This window comes from Microvirga sp. BSC39 (assembly GCF_000739015.1).
In the GTDB taxonomy this organism is placed as follows: domain Bacteria; phylum Pseudomonadota; class Alphaproteobacteria; order Rhizobiales; family Beijerinckiaceae; genus Microvirga.
In genome coordinates, this window is record NZ_JPUG01000059.1 from 13,430 (window position 1) to 34,152 (window position 20,723).

The following is a 20,723-nucleotide window of genomic DNA, read 5'->3' on the forward strand; positions in this document are numbered from 1 at the left end:
GTTCTGATGAGGAGGCGATGGAGTAGGGATGGGTCAGAATTTTACAGCTGGTGGGAGCCTACCGCGCCAAAGCCAGCCCAACCGTTCTAGAACCTAGTGCACGCGGCTGTTTCAGCAAAGGTCCGGCGGCAAACTGCATCGGCCTTGCTGCGCTTCCAAACGGCCTGCCTTCATAAAGGCCAGAATCCGATTAACTTGGCCTTAACCATAACGGTTCGAGGTAAGCCAATGCGGAAAATCCACCATGGCTTTACAGCCCTCGCCATCCTTCTGGGCCCTGCCTCCATTATCATTGCCCATCAGAAGATCACCGACACTTCCCAGCAGGAACAGGTGAGCTCCTCCAATTCTGCCACTATCATCCGGCAGGCTTATACCTACTGCTCCGAACTGCCCTCGTTTCAGCGCCCCTCTCGCTGCGACGAGTATCTGGACCACTTCGAACGATGTTCCGCGCAGAAGGAGCGCTGTAATCCAAAATCTGTCTACGAGGTTCTTGTCCGCCTGAAGCTCTCCCCAGCGCTCTCGGAGATGGCAAAGATCGACACGGTGGCGGTGACAGGGGACGAGTAGCGGGTGGGGCCTATGTGCCCATCAGTTGCGGAACCTCACTCGCCGGCAGCGCCTGGGCAAAGAAGTGCCCCTGCACCAGCTTGCAGCCATTGCGCTTCAGGAACTCCATTTGGGCGGCGGTCTCAACCCCTTCGGCCACAACTTCGATGTGGAGACTCTGGCCCAGGCCCAGCAAGGCCTTTACGATGGCAGCGTCCCCATCATCCCACTCGATGTCCCTGATAAACGAGCGATCAATCTTGATCACGTGCACCGGAAACCGCTTCAGGTGGGTGAGAGAGGCATAACCTGTGCCGAAATCATCCAGTGCGATGGTCACGCCGGCAGCGCTCAGGACCTGGAGCGCCTTCTCCACGTTGCCGGCATTGCGGTCGAGGAACACACTCTCGGTCACCTCCACCTCAAGGCAGGAGGTTGGGACACCCCACTCATTGAGTTCCGACAAAACGCGCTCGGCGTAGTCGCCATGCCGGAACTCGGCGGCAGACACATTGACCGCCACTCGGCCGAAGGTCAGCCCTGCATCAAGCCACTGCCGCATGTCCTTGAAGATCAGGGAGCGCATGCGGGCGCCAAGCGCCGAGCCGAGTTCCGTTTCATCGAAGGCCGGCGAGATCGGACCTGGATACTGGATGCCCTGCCGCGGATGCTCCCACCGCAGCAGGGCCTCGAAGCCGACCGGCTCCTCTGAGCCCAACGAGATCTTGGGCTGGTAGAATGGCTTGACCCAATCCGAGGAGAGAAGCCTGCCGGCCGTCTCCAGAGCGGACGCCACCTTTTGGGCTTCCTCGCTCATGGTCGGGGCATACATCATGTATGTGCCGCGACCGGCTGATTTGCTCTGGTAGAGCGCCAGATCCGCCTGCTTCTGCAGATCCTCAACTCTCATGGCAAAGCCCTGAGAGACGACCATTCCGATGCTAGTGCGGCAATCATGGGCTGGGTCATCCTCCGGATGCGGGGTCTGCATCCGGCTCAGGATGAACCGCGCTACTGCAACGACCTCGTCCTCATGCTCGACCTCAGGCAGAAGCAAGCCGAACTCGTCGCCACCCAGGCGCGCAACCGTGTACCTGTCACCGGCCAGCGATGCGAGGCGCTTGGCAAACTCCCGCAGAAGCGCATCCCCGGCATCATGACCGAACCGGTCGTTGACCAGCTTGAGGTGATCCAAATCCATCAGCAGCAGCCCGACCTTGGTCTGAGCCTTGGTTGCCTGGTCGAGGGCCCGCTGAACCTGCTCGTAAAAGAACCGGCGGTTCGGCAGGCCGGTCAGGTCATCGTGATAGGCAGCCCAATGCAGCCTTTCCGCGGCGAGCTTCCTCTCATGAATGTCCTCGATCATCCCGTACCAGCGCAGGACTGCTCCGTCCTTGCCAAGGCGAGCCGATGCGTGCCCGCGAAACCAGCGGTAGGTGCCATCAACGAGCCTCACCCGGAACTCCGACACATAGGGCTTTCCCGTCTTCAGCGACTGATCCGCCTTTTCCCGAAGGAGCGGCACATCGTCGGGATGAATGGCCGCCATCCACCTCCATCCCAGTGTTTGCTCGATCGGCAATCCGGTCAGGCTGTGCCAACGCGGTGAGACGTGCAGGAGGTTGCCGTCAAGATCCGAAGTCCAGGGGATCTGGGGGCTGAGTTCCACGGAGAAGCGATAATGCTCCTCGCTCTCCCGGAGGGCCTCCTGCACCTCCCGGTATCCAGCCTCGATGCGCTCCTTGGCCATTCCTAAGAACATAAAGGCGAGCGCGGGAACGTAGACCGTCAGGAACAGGGCCATCTCCGATGACCAGCTCCTAACGAATGCGTCGACCCAGAACATCGACCCCATCGGCAAGCCTGCGAATGCGCGAAGCAAACTAAAGCCGGTGAGCACCAGGAGGAGTGCCACGGCGGTACGCTGAGAAGCCAGACGGTGAGGATCGTGCTTCCAGAGCTCCAAAGCAGACAAGGCCGCATACCCGCCGGTGATCAGTGAGATCACCGTGACCCGTGCTGCGATGTTGTCGTGAAACATTGGATAGGCCAGCATCCAAAGCGCTGGACCAACGACAAGAGCCAGTTTGGAAACCGACCGTTCGTTGAAGATCCTAGCTCCGATGTAGAGAGCCCCGTAGCCAAGTGCGACCAAGCTGTTCGCCAGCATCAGCTTTGGATGGACAGGAAGCCCCGGAACAAGATTGGCTATTCCGATGCCGATAGCATTCAGGATGAAGGTGGCACTCCACCAGGCAAGGGCACTGATCTTCCGATTGCGGGTCCAAAAGAAGAACAGCAGGCCCCCGAGGATTGCCAAAGTCAAAATGAAATCGAATGCGAGGGTACGAGGGTCGAGGTTCATGGCTATTTCTGGGGCGAGTGGTACGCCAATGGTAGCTGTATCGCTTGAGCATTGGCCGATGGATCAAGTCAGCCAAAGGTCGCAATTGTGCTGATCAAGTTCGAATTTTGCAATATAGTTCTTTACGATGCATTTCCTTGCGACAGCGGGCAGTGGGGGGAAGCCGGGCTCCCCGAATTTACGTTTTCTAGAACAGCTCCAGACAAGGTGTGCACTCTAAGGAGTAAAGGCCCGATTTATGCACGCTAAGGGGGCGTGCGCTTCCCGCGGTGATGCAGGCGGGCCAACACAGAGGAAATGTCACACTCGATTTCTAATACTCGCAACCCATTGATGCGAGCGTTCTCCGGCGTTACAGGCAGATTTTACGCAGGCATTGCGGCAGGCATCTTTGCGCTGATCGCGCTGTCCATCTACGGATCACTCACGATCTCGAGCATTCTGCTTGAGCGGAAGCAGGCGGAGTTGAAGAGCCTTGCCCAGACCGCCACCACCCTGATCGCAGGGTACGAAGAGCGCGCAAAGAAAGGTGAACTGACGGTCGAGGAGGCAAAAAAGCGTGCTGCCGACACCCTGCGCACAATGCGCTTTAACGGGAACGACTACTTCGTTGTGCTCGACTATACCAACTTCGTAATCATGCACCCCAACAAGGCGACCGAAGGCAAGAACCTCTCGGACGTCAAAGACGCAAACGGCACCTATGTAACCCGCGAGCAGGTTGAGGCAGGCAAGAGAGGCGGCGGGTTTGTGAACTTCCTCTGGCCGAAGCTCGGCGAGACCGTGCCGTCTCCGAAGACGGTGTATGCCGTATCCGTTCCGCAGTGGGAATGGGTTGTGGCAGCGGGCATGTATATCGATGACCTCGCAGCCATCAACGCCACCTACCGGAATGTGTTCCTCGCATTCGTAGGTGTGTCTGCCTTGATCCTGATGGGCATTGCCTTCGGTCTCGGCCGGAGCATCTCCAAGCCGATCCAACAGCTGGTCGCTAATATGCGGTGCCTAGCCAGCGGTGACCTCAGTGTGGCGGTAGAGAGCACCGGACGTCGCGACGAGATTGGCCAGATGGCTGGCTCCGTTCAAGTCTTCAAGGATGCCATGATCGCCAAGAAGCTTGCAGACGAAAAAGCTGCTCTTGAGGCTGACGCCAAGACCCGGCGCGCTGAGGCTCTCGACCAGCTCACCAAGCACTTTGAGGTAAACGTCTCTTCCCTGACGCAGAGCTTGTCAGCGGCAGCGACCGAGATGGAAGCAACTGCTCAAACCATGACCTCCGTGGCGAACCAGACGACCCATCAGTCGGTAACCGTTTCGTCAGCTGCGCACCAGACATCGGCCAATGTGCAGACCGTCGCGGCTGCGACGGAAGAGCTGTCCGCCTCAATCCGTGAAATTGCGTCCCAGGTGAGCCAATCCTCGCAAGTGGCAGAGAAGGCCGTGGCCGGCACCCAGCGCACGAGCGCAACGGTCCAGGAGCTCGCAGCTAGTGCGGAGAAGATCGGTAACGTGGTTCAGCTGATCAACACCATCGCCGGTCAGACGAACCTACTGGCCCTCAACGCCACCATCGAGGCGGCCCGCGCCGGTGAAGCCGGCAAGGGCTTTGCCGTCGTGGCATCCGAGGTGAAGGACTTGGCTACCCAGACTGCCAAAGCGACCGAGGAGATCTCTCAGCAGATCGGTTCGGTGCAGCAGGCCACCCAGCAGACGGTGGAAGCCATCCAGGAGATAGCGCGCACGATTTCCGAGATGTCGCAGATCTCGACTTCGATCTCGGCCGCGATGGAGCAGCAGGGCTCGGCCACAGCCGAGATCGCCCGCAGCGTCCAGGAAGCCGCCCGCGGCACAGAGCAGGTAACGGGTAGCATTCGGAATGTTCAGAACGGGGCAGGGGAGACTGAAACCGCAGCCTCCCAGGTTTTGGGAGCCGCTCAGGAGCTAGCACGCCACTCCAACGATCTCAGCCGCGAGGTCAGGACGTTCCTACATGGCGTGAAAGCGGCATGATCTCCGGATAAACTTATCCTGCAAACCGACACGAAGAAGACCGGCCTCTCATAACGGAGGCCGGTTGTTTCGATTCTGAACTGTCTGCATCGGCTGCAAAGAGTTTTCCGCATATAAGCAAAGTTTTTAGCTCTTCCAATCAAGCATTACGTAAGCTTCGTCAGCTAAGTGGTTCTTCACCTGGTAATCTGTGCGCTAAAGTGGCGCGCGCCTCCCGCGGCGATGCGGGCAGGTCATTGTTGGACAATGCGTTTTCTTGATAATTTGAAGCTAATTGTAAAACTCGCTATTCCGGCCGCCGTCTTTATGGCCGTCACAATTGGTTTGGTGATCATGGCTGAGCGCGGCCTGTCCGCCATGTCGGCCGACACCAAGGAACTGGCTGACATCGAAACCGCCCGCCTGACCACGATTTTGAAGATCAATGCCGAAGTCAACGAAGCAACTATCCAGGAAAAGAACCTGATCCTAGTCTCGTCCGAGGCTTCTGATCGGCTCAAGAGCGGTGAAGCAACGTACCAGCAGTACAAGAAGCTTGCGCTCCAACACGCGGACGAGCTGATTGCGCTCTCCGGCTCCCCAGAGCGCCGTGCCATTAACGAGAGCCTGAAAACGGAGATCAGCAAGTACTTCGCTAAGATGGACGCCAGCGTCAGTTACGCCGTCAGGGATCAGGACTCTTTTGCACTCGAGATCTCCAATGGAGAAGGCCGTGACGCACGCCGCAAAGTTCGCGATCTTCTCACCGAACGCATCGAAGCCAATCAGAAGGGCCTTGATGTTGCCGCTGAGGAGGCGGAGGCCCTCGCGTCGTCGACCGCCATGACACTCATGGCCTCCTCCGTGGTGGGCATCCTCTTTGCCATTGCGCTGCTGGGCTCCATCGTTGTGTTCGCGGTCGTCCGTCCCATGGGCGCCATGACAGGAGCAATGGTCCGTCTTGCAAATGGGAATCTTGCCGTTGATGTTACCGGCACAGACCGCAAGGACGAGGTGGGTGAACTGGCCCGCTCGCTACAGGTGTTCAAGGACAACGCCGTTGAAGCCCGCCGCCTCGCCACCGACCAGGAGGTTGAGAACCAGGCCAAGATGCGTCGGGCCGAAGTGCTGGATAACCTCACCAAGCGCTTCGAGCAGAACGTGTCGTCCCTGACCCAGGGCCTGTCGTCCGCCGCGACGGAAATGGAAGCCACCGCTCAGTCGATGACCCAGGTGGCCGGCCAGACCACTCAGCAGTCGGTGACCGTCTCCTCCGCTGCCCAGCAGACATCGGCCAACGTTCAGACGGTTGCCGCCGCCACCGAGGAACTGTCTATCTCCATCCGTGAGATAGCCTCTCAGGTGGCACAGTCCTCGCAGGTGGCAGATAAGGCAGTCCAGGGCACTCAGCGCACCAGCCATACGGTCCAGGAGCTTGCCGCAAGCGCCGAGAAGATTGGCAACGTGGTGCAGCTGATCAACACCATTGCAGGGCAGACTAACCTGCTGGCACTGAACGCCACAATTGAAGCGGCGCGTGCGGGTGAAGCCGGTAAGGGCTTTGCGGTTGTTGCCTCTGAAGTAAAGGAGCTCGCGACCCAGACGGCCAAGGCAACCGACGAAATCTCTGCCCAGATCGGCTCCGTGCAGCAGGCGACACAGCAGACAGTCTTCGCAATCCAGGAGATCGCTCGCACGATCACTGAGATGAGCCAGATCTCCACCTCGATCGCGGCCGCCATGGAAGAGCAGGGCGCTGCGACCGCGGAGATCGCCCGTAATGTGCAGGAAGCGGCGCGTGGCACCGAGCAGGTGACCGGCAGCATTGTAAACGTGCAGCACGGGGCAGGGGAGACAGGCGCTGCGGCTTCGCAGGTGCTTGGCGCCGCCCAGGAGCTTTCACGCCACTCCAATGACCTCAGCCGCGAGGTCTCAACCTTCCTGTCCGGTGTGAAGGCTGCATAGGGTTGGAAGTTGCCGCGTTGCATATGCTAGCAGGACCGGGCCCACCAAGGGCCCGGTTTTTTTGTTCTCATCAACGCTTTGTCCATCCTCTGAGGTGAAACACTAGGCATGAGCAGCTATTCCGGCGAGACGACCGCCATCTCCGAAATCACTGGCCAACCGGTCAACACCTGGTCGGAGGAATGGCAGCGCGAATGCGAAGCCCGCGCCATTCTGAAAATGTCGAAGGTCCAGCGCGAGGAGTTCTTCAATGGCAAGAAAGATGAGAACGGCAAAACCCTGAGAGCGGGATTGGTGCCTTGCGCGGTCCATAGGCTGTCGAGACTCTAAGGGCTCTCATGCAGCAGCTCTTGGATATCCGCGCCGGCAAGCGCTAGTGCAGCGCGTAATAGGCAATCCCGCCCGCCACAATCAGCCCAGCGAAAAAGTACGGGAACCACGAGGGGAACGGCCGTTCGTGACCATCGAAGCTCATGAGCACCTCCGGACAAAGGAATCTTCGCCTTGCCCTGGGAAGTGATCATGGCAATTTCGAGAAGGTTAGCCGAACAAGGCGAAGCGGGCCGCACGCTGAACTCGCCACTCCATAGAGTTTTCCGCGGAACGGGGGCTATGGAACGCCAGCCTCTTGAGGCGTTCGGGCGCCGTATCGCCGCGACCGACGGTAGAGCGGCACAGTGCTTGTCTCATATAGTTCGCCATGTCTCATTTGCTTTCAAATGATCCGAACCGCCTTCATGGAGTGATGGCTCCTAGGCGATCAATTCACTCTGCGCCATGAAGGAAGCCTAAGATGACAGCCTTCGCCGCTCTTGAGAAGTTACTGCATCAAGAAATCCCCCTGTCACGGGAGATGGGGGTCAGCGTCGTAGCTGCTTCGGCGGACGGGGTCCGGATCGTAGCTCCGCTAACGCCAAACATAAATTATTCTGGTACGGGATTTGGCGGCAGTTTGTATTCGGCGGCGGTGCTTTCCTGCTGGCTTCTAGTGCAGGCCACCATCAAGTCTGCCGAGCTAGAGCTTGATATGCTCGTGATCCAGTCCGGCAGCATGGAATACTTGCATCCGGTAGACAGTGATTTTGAAGGCCAAGCATCGTGGTCTAGCGACGAAGCACGGGCACGCTTCTTAAGTGGGCTACGGCGGAGGCGGCTCTTTCGTACAGAAGTTTCGGCGCAGATCATCTGCAAGGACATTGTCTGTGCGCAGCTGGCTGGCCGATTTGTCGCACAACTCAGAACATCTCCTTACGAAGTTCAACGGGGCTGAGTGCGATTGCTCCGGGACAGCTTTCACAGGAGGCTAAGTCCCCGATTTCACAAACCAGCCGCCGCTCCGGGTCCCGCCAGCATTCAGGCACAGCTAGGGTAGAGCTGCCGCATCATTTCCAGATAAGCGCCTTTACAGGACCTGAGTAGGAGCTGGGCAAGGGGCCCCGCCACCCGCACCTTCATGGGGTGCAGGCCTCGGCGATCGACAGGCTGTTCTCGTAGAGGCGGTGCCGAGTGATGCGGCCGTTCTCGACGGTGAGGTGGAGCGCGAACGGACCCGCAAAGGACTTTCCCGTCGCGCGCACGGTCCCCGACAGGTGCCCCATCAAGACAGCGTCGGTGCCGTCGACGAGGAAGGTGTCGACAGAGGCACGCGCATCCTCGGGCACAACGTGTTCCATCAATTCAGTGAACTGGGCTGCGCATTCGGCGGCGGTGGAGCGCGGGCGGATCCACGGAGCGGCGGGGTTCTCGGCGAGCACCCAGTCGACCTCGTCGGCGAAGAGCGCAACGAGCCGCTCGGTGTTCCCGGCTAGCCGGGCGGCAAGGAACTCCTGCACGACGGCCCGGGTGGTCTCGGAGTTGGAGCTTGCGGCGATAGCTGAACTCTCTGTCGTGGCAGTCTTGACGGTCATGGTGCTCTCCTCGCTGCTGCCGCATCCCGGCAGGGGTTAGTCGCTAGACCCGGTTGTGCCAGGAAAGAGAAGAGCAATCGATTACCCCGGAGGTAATGTACGGTGTCTGTCCGCAAATTGCGCGGAATGCCCATGCAGCTGCTATTTGGCTATCTTCATATGGACAACGGGGAATGGGCGACCACTCCCATCGAGCTCGGATCGACCTGTCTCCTGAAAGCCAAGCCTTCTGTAAAAAGCCCGCGCTCCTTCATTTTGTTCATTAACATCGACCGTGAGAACGCCTTCTCTTTCCCGGGCATGTTGAACAAGTAGGCGGCCCACTCCTTTCCCATGCTGCTCTGGAGCGACAAACAGCGCGTCGATCATGGCTCCTGTCATGCCCATAAAGGCTACAGGAGCATCCAATACGTCGACCGCAACCCAGAGCTCAGCGTGGGGTAGGTAATCACTGCGGACCACGTTGGCATATAATTCAACATCGGCCTCACTCAGGAAGGAATGGGTGGCTCGGACTGCTGCGAGCCAGATGTTGAACAAAGTTTCGAGGTCGCTGGAGCGGGATTGGCGAACTGTAAGCATCAGCAGGTTGGTAGGTATAAAATCATTATCGTTCAAGTGGGAAATCCGGCCTAATGGGTAGCTCAATCTTCCGATAAGCCGCTTACTGGATGTCCTGTGCTTGCGGATTACTCAAAAGGTCGGCCTATAACTGTGTTGGATTGATGACTCACTCGTTCCAAGCTTGGAGGGCTGCCCTGTAGGCCTCCTCGTCCGTGCTGGCACCAACAACGGGGCCTTCGGCATCGTCTTCGCAGCCGATGCACACGTAATAGGCGTGATACGTTCCCCCGATGTTGAAGCGGCTGGTCATGCCGGAGGTTCCGCTGCCGAGGGGGCATGGCAGGGGGCAAGCTCGATCATTGGATTTCCGCAAGCCTTGCTTGGCGGTTACCATACCGCCATTTCGCCCCTCGTTCTCGGACGAGTAGGTGTTAGGGGCAGCGTAGTTTCCGGTAAGCCCTCTATGAACCTGGATGGCTGCGACCTACGGTGGAGCGGCACAGCGGTTGTCTCATATCGTTCGAGATGTCCCATTTGCTTTGAAATAGTCGATCCAATCAATCAGTAAAGCAAGCCATTATGGCCAAGCTTTACGCTGCTATCCAGTCGCGATGTTTGTCTCTATTTCGCAACACTCCCGCTGTGAGCGCACACGATTGCGGGTACTACTTATTGTTTCGAATTTTGGCGTGTGATTTCTCGATCGTAAATATTTCGTTGACTGAAACCCGTTTCATAAAACAGCGATCTTCTTTGCGATCTGGCCATTATGCGTACGACTTCAATTACTCTGTATGAACTCGGCAGCATTCTTGATCGATTGACTGTCACGACCAGCACTTATGCTGGCATATTTCACATTATTAGCGGCCGTCATCCAGAACTCGGCAGGATTACTGTGGTGCAAGGCATTACTGACATCATGATCATTACCGAAGAGGTGAAGTCGGAACAGATTCCGATACAGGCTGCTGTTCTAGGTGAGCAGTCCAAGCGCGAACGTCCACTTCTGCAAGCAGCCTGAATGTGCCGTTTCTAACGGCTTAACCGGCCAGTTCGCTCGCGGGTTTGCTCGAAACGGCTTCAAGCCAGGAACCAATGAGCGCTCCTCCAAATGATAGTATGGCAGGGCAGCGCATGTCCAAGGGATACGGCTAGCAAATCCTGGCAGGCCGGCAGCTTCAGGTCCGTACCCTGCGAGGCCAAAGATTTGCGGAGGGACTTCGCGAGGCGATTGGCGTGCTTCGCATCGGCAAAGGTGACGCCGTTAGGGCGAGTTCAGCCTATGTTTTCTGGCCCGTCAAAGCATCGGAGCGGAAACTGCTCGGCGCTCCATCAAGCCGCCAGGCGCTCCTCTGCTGCCCATTCAACAGCCGCAACCGTAGCACCTTGTTCACAAAGAGCCTGGGATAAGGTGATAAAACGCTCTGCCAAGTCGCCCGCTGCAATCTGCTGGGATCCTGACGCCTTCTTCTCGTGAAAGCGCATCCGGTAGAGGTTCTTCAAGATCGAGCAAGCCGTTACCAGGTTATCGGCCATCTCGAATGCCTGCGTTCTCGGCTGAAGGAACGTACGGCACCGGCGCGCGCTACTAAATAGATCCCGATAGATGAGATCCATCTCGTCTACGGTCATTCCGCGTGCATTGAGTGCATCGGCTTCCAGCACATCGAAGGCGCTGGAAATCAGGCTCGCTACATGCCGAAGCGCTTGGCCATACCCATAAACTTTGTCATGACCCTTTGAGTCGATCTTCACTCTCAGAGAGAGCAAAGTCGAACGGGCCCGAGCAATATCGTCCGCGACGACTGGGCAGTCGTCACGCCCCAACCATGGTCTGTTCATTATTGTTTTTGCCTTCGGAATCAGACGCCGAACTAACGTCCCCGAAATGAATCGACGAAGCTTCATAGGCAAGGAATAATTGTGGTTAAGCTCAGGGTTGCGACACTATATGCCTGCCGCGATGAAGTTGCTCCTAGTCTGTTCTTGATGCTTGTGAGCATCAAGGTTTAGGCAGAAACAATAAAGTTCTGACAGAAACAACAAAGTTCGTACTTATCTCGCCTAGCTTTCCCAAGGCTGTCCTGAACCCGCGCGACGGCTTGGCTTGGACTAAGCATCAATCTATCGGAGCGACCTTTCTGGAGTGGATCGAACGAGGTCAAACCCCATGAAAAAGAAGATCAGCCAATCGCAGCTCATCCTTCCGCTGCTCGATGCGATCGAGGAAAGGGGCGGGGCAGCCAAAGCCCGAGACGTCTATGACCTCGTGGCTGAAAAGATCAACCTGGCGGCTGAAGAACGAGCAGCCCGCATCACTATCTCCGGTCATTCCTACAACGCCTTTGAGCGCGAAGTGCGCTGGGCGCAGCAGCGGGCGAAACTCTAGGGCTTCTTAAGACCGGCGGAGTCGGGCCTATGGGCACTCACCGACAAAGGAAGCTCCGCGCTCACAAAAGCAACACCCGGTCTCGTTGTCACGATCTTCATGACCGACAAGGGAGCCGCCCTGTGGGGGCATTGCGAGGATGCCGTCGGCCTCTTGGACGATAAAAGCATCTCACTCATCTTCAGCAGCCCGCCATACCCGCTTCTCAGGAAGAAGGAGTACGGGAATCTCGATGAACGGGAATACCTGGACTGGATGGTGCGTCTGGCGGAAACATGGATGCCGAAGCTCGCCAGCGATTCTTCTGTGGTCCTCAACCTGGGTGACGCCTGGCGACGGGGCGAGCCCACGCTGTCGCTCTACCAGGAGCGGTTGCTCATCAGGTTTGAGGACGAGCTCGGTTTGAAACTATGCCAGCGCTTTGCATGGTAGTCACCATCGAAGCTCCCGGCGCCCGCCGAGTGGGTCACAGTACGGCGGGTTCGGGTAAAGCCCTCGCTCGAAAACGTGTTCTGGCTCTCAGCCTCAGACAATCCTTATGCCGACAACCGTCAGATTCTTGTCCCGTATTCCGACAGCATGAAGGCAGTGCTGAAGAGAGGAGGGCAGGAGGCCGCAAGCCGTCCGTCAGGCTACACGATGGCCGCCGGTGCATTCGGTAACGGCAATGGTGGGGCGATCTCGGGCAACTTGATCGTTGCGGCCAACACCGAGAGCAACTCTGACTACATCCGAAACGTAAAGGCTGCCGGACTTCCGGTTCACCCAGTCCGGTTCCCTGCCGCCCTTCCAGAAACGTTTATCAAATTTCAGACCCGGCTGAAGGATCTTGTGTTCGAGCCCTTCGGCGGATCACTTACGACAGCCGCTGTAGCCGAGGCGCTCGATCGCCGCTGGGTCGCCTCGGAGTGCATGCTCGAATACGTCCGAGGTGGTCAGCTTAGATTCCCGAGCGCAAAGGCTGCGTGACCTGAAGCCGTGTTAATTCGCTGTTAGTCATGGTTGGGCCACTCTGGTTGCGAGGTCGAGGCTCAGTCGATCTCTCCTCCCGTGAAGTTGGCCCCGTGCAGTTGTTTCCTTGCTGCGCGGGGCTTTCGGTTTCAGCCGGACGGTTCGCTCTCTGGGGTTCACCCTTCTGATCGATGTCCCGGACCCAAGTGCGTATCGTGCCAACAGGTGATAGCCGCTTCTTAAGCTCTGACGCCTACCCATCGCACCTGAAAGGATCTTCGAACGCAGATCCTTCGCCCCCAGGAAACCCCGCATAGCTGTTGCCCTGCTATGCGGGGTCTTCCGTTTCCAGGCCTGCGGTTGCGGCCTCCCACTACGAGCGGCCCAGCAGATCATCCGCCGTTCTCGCACGGCTAGATTGTTCCCCTGCCTTCACATTCCCATGGCTGAGACAGTGTCGATCTCATTAACGAGTGATCCGCTCACCAGCTGGGAGCCTGGGCGCTTGCCGCCTCGGTTCTACCATGCTAACCCACTTTATCGGTATGATCCTCAGGCCACCAGCAATCACGGCATCTGGGATCCGGCTGTTTAAGGCCAGATCAAAGGCTTGGGATTAAAGCCCTGTACCCTGTCCGGCAGGGATATGGCGGCTGTCTTCCTCACGGATGAAATCGGCATTGCCCTCAACTATGCCGAATGCACTCGAGGCGAGGACTGGCCGGTCGACCGGGTCATTCTGGAGATCAACGGATCGGCCATCGATGAGGCTCACGTTTTGCCAGATCTGGACCAGGATGCTCGCACGATGGCCGACGACATCCTCGCGCAGGGTTTACCCAAGCTCAGTGGGATGCCGGCGAAATCCCCTAATTCGCGGTTCTCAACGTGGCCGGTCAGATCCGATACACAGCGCCCATTCCAGATGCCGCGATCCGGACCGCCCGAACTCTGCCATTGCCGACTCGGGCTCGGTAATCCACGGCCCGTCCCAACCTGCTTTTTGATTCGTTTCTCAGGCTTTCGATGACCCAGCTCTCGCTTTTCGATCTGTCGATTCGGTGGAACAGCCGTCGCGCATCTTACCGCCCCTCACAGGAGCCAATCGACCCCAGCCTATTTTCCGTTGCGCCGATTGGGAATGCGATCGCACGTAACTTCGTTGTCAGGCACCACTACTCGGGACCCTATCCGGCCGCTGTTGCGGCCTATGGCATGTTCAAACGCATTGCCCCATTCCAGGAAGAACTTGTCGGGGTGGCCGTCTTCTCTGTCCCGATTCAGCCAAAGGCAGCCGCTGCCTATGGTGCGCCCATCGAGGCGAAATTCTGCGAGCTTGGTCGGTTCGTATTGAGAGACCACGTTGGCGGAAACGGAGAGACCTGGCTCCTCAAACGGGCTTTGGCGATGCTGGCAAAGGATAATCAGCGCCCTGATCGGAGGCCCTACTACGATCTGCGCCTGTCCTACAGTGATCCCGTGCCACGGACAAACGCTGCCGGCGATCTGATCCATGTCGGGCACGTAGGACGGATTTATCAAGCCTATGGAGGGGCTAGTTCCTATCTCGGCCGCGGGAAGCCTCGCACACACTGGCTCACCCAGGATGGCTCCATTGTCCCGCCGCGGGCTTTATCCAAGCTCCGGAACAGGAAAAGGGCGTCGCCTACGCCTCCTATGCCTTTTTCAGGGTGCATGGAGCTCCGGCCATTGCGACTGGTGAGAAAGAGGCCGACTACATCCGTCGAGCCCTACAGGAAGGTGCATTCCGCAAGATGCGCCATAATGGGAACCATGCCTATGTGTTCCCGTGCGGAACCCACTCCAAGCGCCAGGAGATCCGTCGGCGCATGGGCGAAGGGCTGCCTCGTCCGACAAAGACGGACCTGCTCACGGCAGCCTAGAATCTAGTTTAAATATCCAAGCCTGTTCGTGGTTCCGTTAAGAGTCATTAACCACACCCTTGCCCCCGTTCCCGAATCATAATGCCGGATAGCGAATCCAACTTCAGACCGAATACTAGGCAACAACGAATCAGGTGCGTAACTGAGAATCACCCGGAACCGGGCTTTTACATGCGAATTGACTCAGCCTTTTTGGCTAAGTGAGTCATTTCAAAGAAGTTTCCCACTGCTGAATCGATCTATTGTGAATGGATTCTTGCTAGCCGACTCCACAGCGTAGTTGGAATCGGGCATCTCTCGATATGGCACGAGTGTAACGGGTGGATGCCATGCCTGATGCTAAGCAGATCGAGCGCGTTCAACGCTTTCGTAAGTCTCGCCGGGAACGGGGAGATCGGGAGATGAACGTCTGGATCCCAGGACTTCTCGGGGCTGCAATCGACCAAGCCGTCGAAAGCGGCCGCTTCAAGTCCCGTCAGGAAGCCATCACCCATGCCCTCGAGGCCACTTTTGCCCAAAAGGAGCGAAATGTCGTGACGTAAACCAGGCAAAGCAAAAGGCCCACGAAGCTGGAAACTTCGAGGGCCTTTGGAGCTACCCGCGAGGGGCGGCGTAAAGATTGGTGTGACAACCTCCTTATGCCATCCCGACAAGCTGAATGTCAAGAGCATCGGTTACGGTGAACGCTCCCGCTTTGCCCTCACATAGGAGGGTACGATGCAACTCGCATCGTCAGGAGGCCGGCGGCTGAGACATGCTGCTTTGGTCGCGAGAGAACTCGCGCTCGAAACCGGGCGCACGGTGACACGAAAAGAACTATCGGCTGCAGCCCGGGACGCGTCAAAAGCCTTGAACCTGCCTACCACACCTCGAGTGGTGCTGGCCGAGCTCGTGGCCTGCTGGGGCGAGCAGGAGTGGGAACGGTTGCTGGTGTGGCCATCCAATGACTACTTGGTCGGCCGGACGGCGCTGACAGATCGCGCCATTAGGAAGTCGATCCGCAAGCTCGTGGATCTTGGGCTGATCGTTCCCAAGGACTCCCCGAACGGGAAACGCTATGCCCTCAAGGACTTAGCCGGTGAGATCATCGATGCCTTTGGCTTTGACCTGACACCCGTCTACGCCCGGAGAGGGGAATGGGCCAGGCTGTTGATCGAGCAGAAGCAACTGCGCCAGGCTCAGAAGCAGGCCTTTGATGAAGTCACCATCTGCCGGCGTGCAACGGAAGAGGCCCTCACTGCCCTTGCCGAGCACTCTCCAGACATCGACCGCTCCACTCTGGAGGATGATCTCAAGGCCCTGAAAGCCAAGACCCCAGTTCGGTCGAAAACCTCTCTTCCTCCGGATCTGCTCGGCGAGTGGAGCCTGTTGAGAAGTCGAGCTGAACAAGCTTTTCTAGATGCGGGCAATGGCGGAACCTCGTTCCGGCACAATAATAACAACAACGGATCCCCTAGTGAGTCTTGTAACAAGGGCTTTCCGAAGAAAGCTGAGGCGGTTCGTCATAGCGAACAAATGCCGGAGCACCTATCACCGGAATTGATCCTTGAGGCTTGCCCCACCGTCAGCAATTACGGCCAACCGGTGCGGGATCTAGCGGACATCGTTGCCGCTGGTCGCTACCTCCGCGCGTCCCTTGGCGCCAACGAAAGCGCCTGGGCAGAGGCCGTGGAGGGCCTTGGCACAGTCAGAGCTGCTATTGCTGTGCTCTACACCCTGCAGCTGTATGAGGACGATCTTGCCAAGAATGGCGGCGAGAGTCGGATCAAGAACCCGGGCGGGTACTTCCGCGCCCTCATCCGGATGGTGAAATCCGGCAAAATCGACCTCGGGGTCGAACTTCTCGCCATGAGGAGGCGGCGCATGTCGTAATCTCGGCGCAATCTCCGGAAAAGCTTCCTGTATCAACTCGGGCCCGCCGGTTATTAGCCGGCTGTTGCGTGCGGATTTTACATGATGCTTACTCACAAGAAGCTTTGGCAAGCGATTGATAAAGTTGCCGAAAATTGCAGCCTGACCGCATCGGGCCTTGCCCGGAAGTGCGGCTTGGATGCGACCACCTTCAACGCGTCCAAGCGAACCAGCCCGGATGGGCGTGAACGCTGGCCGTCCACTGAGACCTTGTCCAAGGTGCTCGAGGTCGCCGGAATGGACCTCGTTGCGTTCGGAGAACTCGTGAATTCACTGCCCGATGCCCCCCAACCTCAGCCCCAGAAACGCCGACGGGAGATCGTACTGGAGCCGGCCGAGCCTTGACGATCTAGAAATATTCCCATCTGGGAGGCATCGAGAGCCATCCGAGAGGAATGTCATGAACAAGGCTCAGCTGGTTGAGAAGCTCGCCGAGGACTATCAGTTCACCAAGGTGTTTGCGCGTGAGCTCGTCGACACTGTCTTCGATTCCATGGTCGAGACGATCCAGAAGGGCGGCGAAGTCTCCATTTCAGAGTTTGGCAACTTCAAGGTGGCCGAGCGTCAGCCCGCCTGGGCCGGGAACCACGGACGGGCGGGCCCATCAAGATTGCGACCTCAAAGAACATCAAGTTCAAGCTGGCGACGCCGCTCCGCATTTCCTTTAACACGAAGCGGCGCTCCCGTTCGAAACAGTCCTGAATACCGCCAAGCTTTCCTTAACCCTGCTGAAGACTGTTTCCCGATCTGTCCGATAGCGGAGATGTCCAAAACCAAACGGTAATGATTTGGGCCAATTGATAGGGCTCAACGCGCGCCAAGCGGTCGAGCCTTCCTTGCTGCCCAGAGACCCCGCGTGAAAGACTACAACCATAAGAAGATTACAGGCATAGCCCGAGTTGCCGATTATCTCGGGAAGCATGCTGCGGGTCGCGGCGATACGATCAACGAAGCCTACTTGCAGGGTATCGCCGAAGGTCTCGCTCTGGTCGAGCTTCTCATTTCGGACGATGTGCATCTCATGACGAGCTGGGTTCATATTTTTGCGGCGCAGCGGGTTCACTCTGCCGGCCTTGATGCCTCTGTTGTTTCGGTGCCGCCAGTCGACCGGAGAACGCTTCTAAATCCGCATTAACGCCACGAGTGAAAACCGGGCCGCGCTTCCAAGCTCCTGATTTAGTTTTTGATCGCTCCGAATTATAATTCGTGCATCAATCACGCCAAACCAGGACGATTCGTGAAATGGACGACGCCGCTTTCAACACATATTTCATAGCAGACGATCAGTTAAAAGCGTCCATAGAACGTATTGGAAGGCTTGAAGAAGAGAGTATTGGAATTGATTCATAAATCAAGGATGTCTACGCTAAAGCGTCTAGAAACGGCTTCGATAAGAAGGTTCTTCGGAAATTAGTAGAACTGCGGAAGAAAGGCCATTCAGAACCAATGGAGGAAGAGGCCGTGTTGTAATTATACATGAAGGTACTTGGTATGGTCGGATAATAGGCTTGAGCTATACATTTATATGAAATCCGTAAGAGGACGAGGTGAGGCCCGCCGTCGTCCTCTTGTATTTCGGCGAGACGAAAAATTGCAAACCTTCGGAGGGCAAATGAAATCGGGACCCGACCCCAAGCTCGCTTGTGTCGCCGGCGTAGGCGGTGACAGAGATCCCAGCGACATCGTTCTAGGGATGCTCCTAGCGGGGGCTCTGTGCCTAGCTGTCATCCTCTTCCGGCTTGTCGTGGTCGCCGTGACACCGCGGGAGCTTGATCATGCCCTGCAGGTGGCCCTTGCCGTCCTTGGCCTCATCCCGACGGCCGGCGCGATTTCTACAGCCTGCCTGGACGGTACCGACCGAGAATGGCCTGCTTGTATTTTACGGTGGCGCTGGGCCCCTGGACTGCGATAGCATTCGGGGATTTGGGGCATCTGATCAGTTGCCTGTCAAGGGACCTCCCGTTCTGGGATCATCTGCTTGCGAAAGGTGACGCCATCCTCGGCTTCGATTGGCTTGCGATGCTCGCCTGGTCCCATGCGCACCCGGTCCTGACGGCTGTCGCGTATGGGATCTATATGTCGGCAGCTTTCCAGTCCGTCGTCATCCCTATCCTCCTCGCCGCTCTCTGCCGGTTCCGCGCCCTGCACATCTCGACGATCGCTCTCTTCCTGACCCTCATTGTCACTTACACAGTGGCGTGCCTGTTTCCGGCTCTCGGTACCTATGAGTATTATGCCGTCGATCCCACGCAGCACCCCGACATCGCGGTGCGGGTCGCCAGCCTCCCTGTTCCGGAAATCATTGGTGTGCGTGACGGCGCGATCATCAATATTTCTCGGCTGGCGCCGACCGGACTTGTGACGTTTCCCAGTTTCCATGCCGCCAGTGCGGTACCTCTCGCCTGGTCGGTCTAGCATATACCCTACCTTCGCTATCCTGGCCTGATACTCAACATCTTGATGCTCTCGGCAACGCCTCTTCACGGCAGCCACTTCCTAACCGATGTGCTGGCTAGCATGGTCCTGGCGGCGATCTCAATCGCCACAGCCGCATCCCTCTTGAACAGGGTTCGAAGTTCATACGCAGCTCTGGCCCTTCCTGCGACTGTTCCAAAACTCGCAGGTGTCTAAAGCGATGTAGCCTGTTCGACACATTGATCGAATCAACAGCCTGATCGCACAGCGCATAAAAAACCCTGCCCCCGAGAGGGCAGGGCCAGTTTCTCCTCGCCTTCGGAGATCTCCGAAAACAAGAAGAGTAAGGCACGCGGGTCCCTTCGAGTCAAACTGGCCTTTATTCAAGTAATAACATGCGAGATCGCATTTAGAATTCATTAAGCAAACCTACTCAACAGACGCGCCGTGGCATTTATGTCATAGCCAATCTCATCGGCAGCACCATAAATAGTGTCAGTTCTTCTACCACGACGGATGCATTGCTCATGAAAACCCTTGCTCTTCGCCTTCTCGCTGCCACCGCCATTGCAACGGCAGCTGTCTCTGCTGCCTCGGCTGCCGACCTTCCGATGCGCGCTGCTCCTCCGGCTGTTCCGTTCGTTGCCGCGGCGCCGATCTTCACCTGGACCGGCTTCTACGCTGGCGTGAACGCCGGCTACGGCTGGAGCGATGACGATAACGACACCATCGCCCTTGCTGATGAAGATGACGACGGCGGCTTCGTGGGCGGCGCTCAGATCGGCTACAACTACCAGATCGGCTCTTTTGTGGTGGGCCTCGAAGGTGACATTCAGTACGCCGACTTCGGCCGTGAAGGTGCCTTCGACCTCGACAACAACGGCGAAGAGGATGGCGTGTTCGAATCCAGCGACTGGTTCGGCACGGTGCGGGCTCGCGCTGGTGTGGCGCTTGGCCAGGCCCTTATCTACGGCACCGGCGGCTTCGCCTTTGCTGATGACTCGACCGGTTGGACCGCCGGTGGCGGCCTTGAATACGCCTTCACCAACAACCTCTCGGCCAAGATCGAAGGCCTGTACGTCAGCCTTGATGGCGACGACAACGACATCGTCGGTTTCGACAACGAGACCGACTTCGGTGTGGTGCGCGCGGGCCTGAACTTCCGCTTCGGTTCGTACTAAGAGAGACATCTTTTCAGGCATAAAGAAGGCCCGGAATGTCCCGGGCCTTTTCCATGCTTGCGATTGCGTCATCTCGCTAAGGCGACTTACTCGATCACCTCGATGACCCGGCGTGTCTCAGGTTCGACCAACGCAACTTCATCGCCGATCACCACATACCGATAAGTCCGGAGTTCCGGAACCTCACTGATGACCGTCTGCGGGACCTCAAGGATCTCCACATCCTGCGGCAGCGTCACACCTTCGCGAATCTCGACCTTGGAGGTCGTCTGACGTGTCGATCCAGTAGTCTCGACTGACGTTCTGAACTTCTTGCGCTGTTCACTGCTCAGGCTGACCGAGGCTGACTTGCGCGACCCTCCGGATTTGTGGATCACCTCCACGATCTTCTTGGTCCTGGGCTCGACGATCACAATCTCATCGCGCACCACCACATACTGGTAGTTCCTGTACTGCGGCACGATGCGAACTACATCGGCGGGCAGTGGAGCGAGGCGAACTTCATCCGTGATGGTCGTACCGACCGACACGTTGAAGGTCACGTTGGACACTGTGTTAACGTTGGTGCTGCTGAAAGCCTGCGTCACCTCAGAGCGCTGCTCGGTATTCAGGTTGGCGGTAGCACCT

The 20,723-nt window shown here is 57.7% G+C and carries 19 protein-coding genes and 5 pseudogenes; 17 read left to right on the plus strand and 7 right to left on the minus strand.

The window, feature by feature from the left end; all coding sequences use genetic code 11:
* Positions 1-228: 228 nt before the first annotated feature.
* Positions 229-573, plus strand: a complete 345-nt coding sequence (locus MA07_RS09655) for a hypothetical protein (RefSeq protein ID WP_036349967.1) — start codon at positions 229-231, stop codon at positions 571-573.
* A gap of 10 nt (positions 574-583) precedes the next feature.
* Here the strand turns inward: MA07_RS09655 and MA07_RS09660 are convergent, their stop codons facing one another.
* Positions 584-2,917: a bifunctional diguanylate cyclase/phosphodiesterase gene (locus tag MA07_RS09660; RefSeq protein ID WP_052003012.1), complete on the minus strand. Its 2,334-nt coding sequence runs from the start codon at positions 2,915-2,917 to the stop codon at positions 584-586.
* A 333-nt stretch (positions 2,918-3,250) separates the two neighbouring features.
* On the opposite strand from MA07_RS09660, the gene MA07_RS27690 reads away from it, so the two are divergent.
* From MA07_RS27690 to MA07_RS09680, 4 genes are all read left to right on the plus strand, one after another.
* A complete protein-coding gene (locus MA07_RS27690; RefSeq protein WP_152568807.1) occupies positions 3,251-4,927 on the plus strand; it encodes a cache domain-containing protein in 1,677 nt (558 codons plus the stop codon).
* Between the two features lie 246 nt (positions 4,928-5,173).
* On the plus strand, positions 5,174-6,871 hold the full coding sequence (locus tag MA07_RS09670) for a HAMP domain-containing methyl-accepting chemotaxis protein (protein ID WP_036349971.1): 1,698 nt from the start codon (positions 5,174-5,176) through the stop codon (positions 6,869-6,871).
* A gap of 108 nt (positions 6,872-6,979) precedes the next feature.
* Positions 6,980-7,201, plus strand: a complete 222-nt coding sequence (locus tag MA07_RS09675) for a hypothetical protein (RefSeq protein ID WP_036349973.1) — start codon at positions 6,980-6,982, stop codon at positions 7,199-7,201.
* Between the two features lie 463 nt (positions 7,202-7,664).
* A complete protein-coding gene (locus MA07_RS09680; RefSeq protein WP_036349975.1) occupies positions 7,665-8,141 on the plus strand; it encodes a YiiD C-terminal domain-containing protein in 477 nt (158 codons plus the stop codon).
* A gap of 181 nt (positions 8,142-8,322) precedes the next feature.
* Here MA07_RS09680 and MA07_RS09685 read toward each other — a convergent pair whose 3' ends face one another.
* The 3 genes from MA07_RS09685 to MA07_RS30085 all read right to left on the minus strand — a co-directional run bounded on the left by MA07_RS09685 (position 8,323) and on the right by MA07_RS30085 (position 9,652).
* Positions 8,323-8,778, minus strand: a complete 456-nt coding sequence (locus MA07_RS09685; RefSeq protein WP_036349977.1) for a nuclear transport factor 2 family protein — start codon at positions 8,776-8,778, stop codon at positions 8,323-8,325.
* A 141-nt stretch (positions 8,779-8,919) separates the two neighbouring features.
* Complete coding sequence (locus tag MA07_RS28815; RefSeq protein WP_244445215.1) at positions 8,920-9,396, minus strand: acetyltransferase; 477 nt, start codon at positions 9,394-9,396, stop codon at positions 8,920-8,922.
* Between the two features lie 112 nt (positions 9,397-9,508).
* Entirely contained in the window at positions 9,509-9,652 is a 144-nt protein-coding gene (locus MA07_RS30085) for a hypothetical protein (RefSeq protein WP_160195414.1), read from the minus strand.
* 459 nt (positions 9,653-10,111) lie between these two features.
* On the opposite strand from MA07_RS30085, the gene MA07_RS09695 reads away from it, so the two are divergent.
* Complete coding sequence (locus MA07_RS09695) at positions 10,112-10,366, plus strand: hypothetical protein (RefSeq protein ID WP_152568808.1); 255 nt, start codon at positions 10,112-10,114, stop codon at positions 10,364-10,366.
* Between the two features lie 311 nt (positions 10,367-10,677).
* On the opposite strand, the gene MA07_RS09700 is transcribed toward MA07_RS09695, so the two are convergent.
* Positions 10,678-11,100: a hypothetical protein gene (locus MA07_RS09700; RefSeq protein WP_152568809.1), complete on the minus strand. Its 423-nt coding sequence runs from the start codon at positions 11,098-11,100 to the stop codon at positions 10,678-10,680.
* Positions 11,101-11,515: 415 nt separating this feature from the next.
* Between MA07_RS09700 and MA07_RS30445 the strand changes: the two genes are divergently transcribed.
* From MA07_RS30445 to MA07_RS09715, 3 genes and pseudogenes are all read left to right on the plus strand, one after another.
* Positions 11,516-11,734 (plus strand): winged helix-turn-helix domain-containing protein, encoded by a 219-nt coding sequence (locus tag MA07_RS30445; RefSeq protein ID WP_036349984.1) that lies wholly within the window; start codon positions 11,516-11,518, stop codon positions 11,732-11,734.
* Positions 11,735-11,833: 99 nt separating this feature from the next.
* Positions 11,834-12,703, plus strand: a pseudogene (locus MA07_RS30800) (site-specific DNA-methyltransferase).
* Positions 12,704-13,331: 628 nt separating this feature from the next.
* Positions 13,332-13,715: a hypothetical protein gene (locus MA07_RS09715; protein WP_036349986.1), complete on the plus strand. Its 384-nt coding sequence runs from the start codon at positions 13,332-13,334 to the stop codon at positions 13,713-13,715.
* 86 nt (positions 13,716-13,801) lie between these two features.
* Here the strand turns inward: MA07_RS09715 and MA07_RS09720 are convergent, their stop codons facing one another.
* Positions 13,802-14,200, minus strand: coding sequence for a hypothetical protein (locus MA07_RS09720; protein ID WP_036349988.1), 399 nt, complete (start codon positions 14,198-14,200; stop codon positions 13,802-13,804).
* 790 nt (positions 14,201-14,990) lie between these two features.
* On the opposite strand from MA07_RS09720, the gene MA07_RS30460 reads away from it, so the two are divergent.
* The 8 genes and pseudogenes from MA07_RS30460 (at position 14,991) to MA07_RS09760 (ending at position 20,096) form a co-directional block, all read left to right on the plus strand.
* On the plus strand, positions 14,991-15,131 hold the full coding sequence (locus MA07_RS30460) for a ribbon-helix-helix domain-containing protein (protein ID WP_200879350.1): 141 nt from the start codon (positions 14,991-14,993) through the stop codon (positions 15,129-15,131).
* 175 nt (positions 15,132-15,306) lie between these two features.
* Complete coding sequence (gene repC, locus MA07_RS09730) at positions 15,307-16,461, plus strand: plasmid replication protein RepC (RefSeq protein ID WP_036349990.1); 1,155 nt, start codon at positions 15,307-15,309, stop codon at positions 16,459-16,461.
* 84 nt (positions 16,462-16,545) lie between these two features.
* Positions 16,546-16,728: pseudogene (locus tag MA07_RS30805) on the plus strand (helix-turn-helix transcriptional regulator); the annotation flags it as partial.
* A 172-nt stretch (positions 16,729-16,900) separates the two neighbouring features.
* Positions 16,901-17,202 (plus strand): annotated as a pseudogene (locus MA07_RS09740) (HU family DNA-binding protein).
* A gap of 154 nt (positions 17,203-17,356) precedes the next feature.
* On the plus strand, positions 17,357-17,635 hold the full coding sequence (locus MA07_RS09745; protein ID WP_036349992.1) for a hypothetical protein: 279 nt from the start codon (positions 17,357-17,359) through the stop codon (positions 17,633-17,635).
* A gap of 107 nt (positions 17,636-17,742) precedes the next feature.
* A pseudogene (locus MA07_RS28820) lies at positions 17,743-17,970 on the plus strand (GapR family DNA-binding domain-containing protein).
* A 414-nt stretch (positions 17,971-18,384) separates the two neighbouring features.
* A pseudogene (locus tag MA07_RS30810) lies at positions 18,385-19,131 on the plus strand (phosphatase PAP2 family protein).
* Between the two features lie 311 nt (positions 19,132-19,442).
* Positions 19,443-20,096: an outer membrane protein gene (locus MA07_RS09760; RefSeq protein WP_052003014.1), complete on the plus strand. Its 654-nt coding sequence runs from the start codon at positions 19,443-19,445 to the stop codon at positions 20,094-20,096.
* Positions 20,097-20,182: 86 nt separating this feature from the next.
* Here the strand turns inward: MA07_RS09760 and MA07_RS30090 are convergent, their stop codons facing one another.
* Positions 20,183-20,683, minus strand: a complete 501-nt coding sequence (locus MA07_RS30090; RefSeq protein ID WP_052003015.1) for a DUF1236 domain-containing protein — start codon at positions 20,681-20,683, stop codon at positions 20,183-20,185.
* Between the last annotated feature and the right edge of the window lie 40 nt (positions 20,684-20,723).

Coding starts and splice junctions, on each gene's coding strand:
- MA07_RS09680 (WP_036349975.1), top strand. CDS start 7,665: ATGACAGCCTTCGCCGCTCTTGAGAAGTTACTGCATCAAGAAATCCCC.
- MA07_RS09660 (WP_052003012.1), bottom strand. CDS start 2,917: ATGAACCTCGACCCTCGTACCCTCGCATTCGATTTCATTTTGACTTTG.
- MA07_RS09670 (WP_036349971.1), top strand. CDS start 5,174: ATGCGTTTTCTTGATAATTTGAAGCTAATTGTAAAACTCGCTATTCCG.
- MA07_RS27690 (WP_152568807.1), top strand. CDS start 3,251: ATGCGAGCGTTCTCCGGCGTTACAGGCAGATTTTACGCAGGCATTGCG.
- MA07_RS09695 (WP_152568808.1), top strand. CDS start 10,112: ATGCGTACGACTTCAATTACTCTGTATGAACTCGGCAGCATTCTTGAT.
- MA07_RS09760 (WP_052003014.1), top strand. CDS start 19,443: ATGAAAACCCTTGCTCTTCGCCTTCTCGCTGCCACCGCCATTGCAACG.
- MA07_RS09685 (WP_036349977.1), bottom strand. CDS start 8,778: ATGACCGTCAAGACTGCCACGACAGAGAGTTCAGCTATCGCCGCAAGC.
- MA07_RS09720 (WP_036349988.1), bottom strand. CDS start 14,200: ATGGATCAGATCGCCGGCAGCGTTTGTCCGTGGCACGGGATCACTGTA.
- MA07_RS30085 (WP_160195414.1), bottom strand. CDS start 9,652: ATGACCAGCCGCTTCAACATCGGGGGAACGTATCACGCCTATTACGTG.
- MA07_RS09675 (WP_036349973.1), top strand. CDS start 6,980: ATGAGCAGCTATTCCGGCGAGACGACCGCCATCTCCGAAATCACTGGC.
- MA07_RS30445 (WP_036349984.1), top strand. CDS start 11,516: ATGAAAAAGAAGATCAGCCAATCGCAGCTCATCCTTCCGCTGCTCGAT.
- MA07_RS09715 (WP_036349986.1), top strand. CDS start 13,332: ATGGCGGCTGTCTTCCTCACGGATGAAATCGGCATTGCCCTCAACTAT.
- repC (WP_036349990.1), top strand. CDS start 15,307: ATGCAACTCGCATCGTCAGGAGGCCGGCGGCTGAGACATGCTGCTTTG.
- MA07_RS09655 (WP_036349967.1), top strand. CDS start 229: ATGCGGAAAATCCACCATGGCTTTACAGCCCTCGCCATCCTTCTGGGC.
- MA07_RS30460 (WP_200879350.1), top strand. CDS start 14,991: ATGAACGTCTGGATCCCAGGACTTCTCGGGGCTGCAATCGACCAAGCC.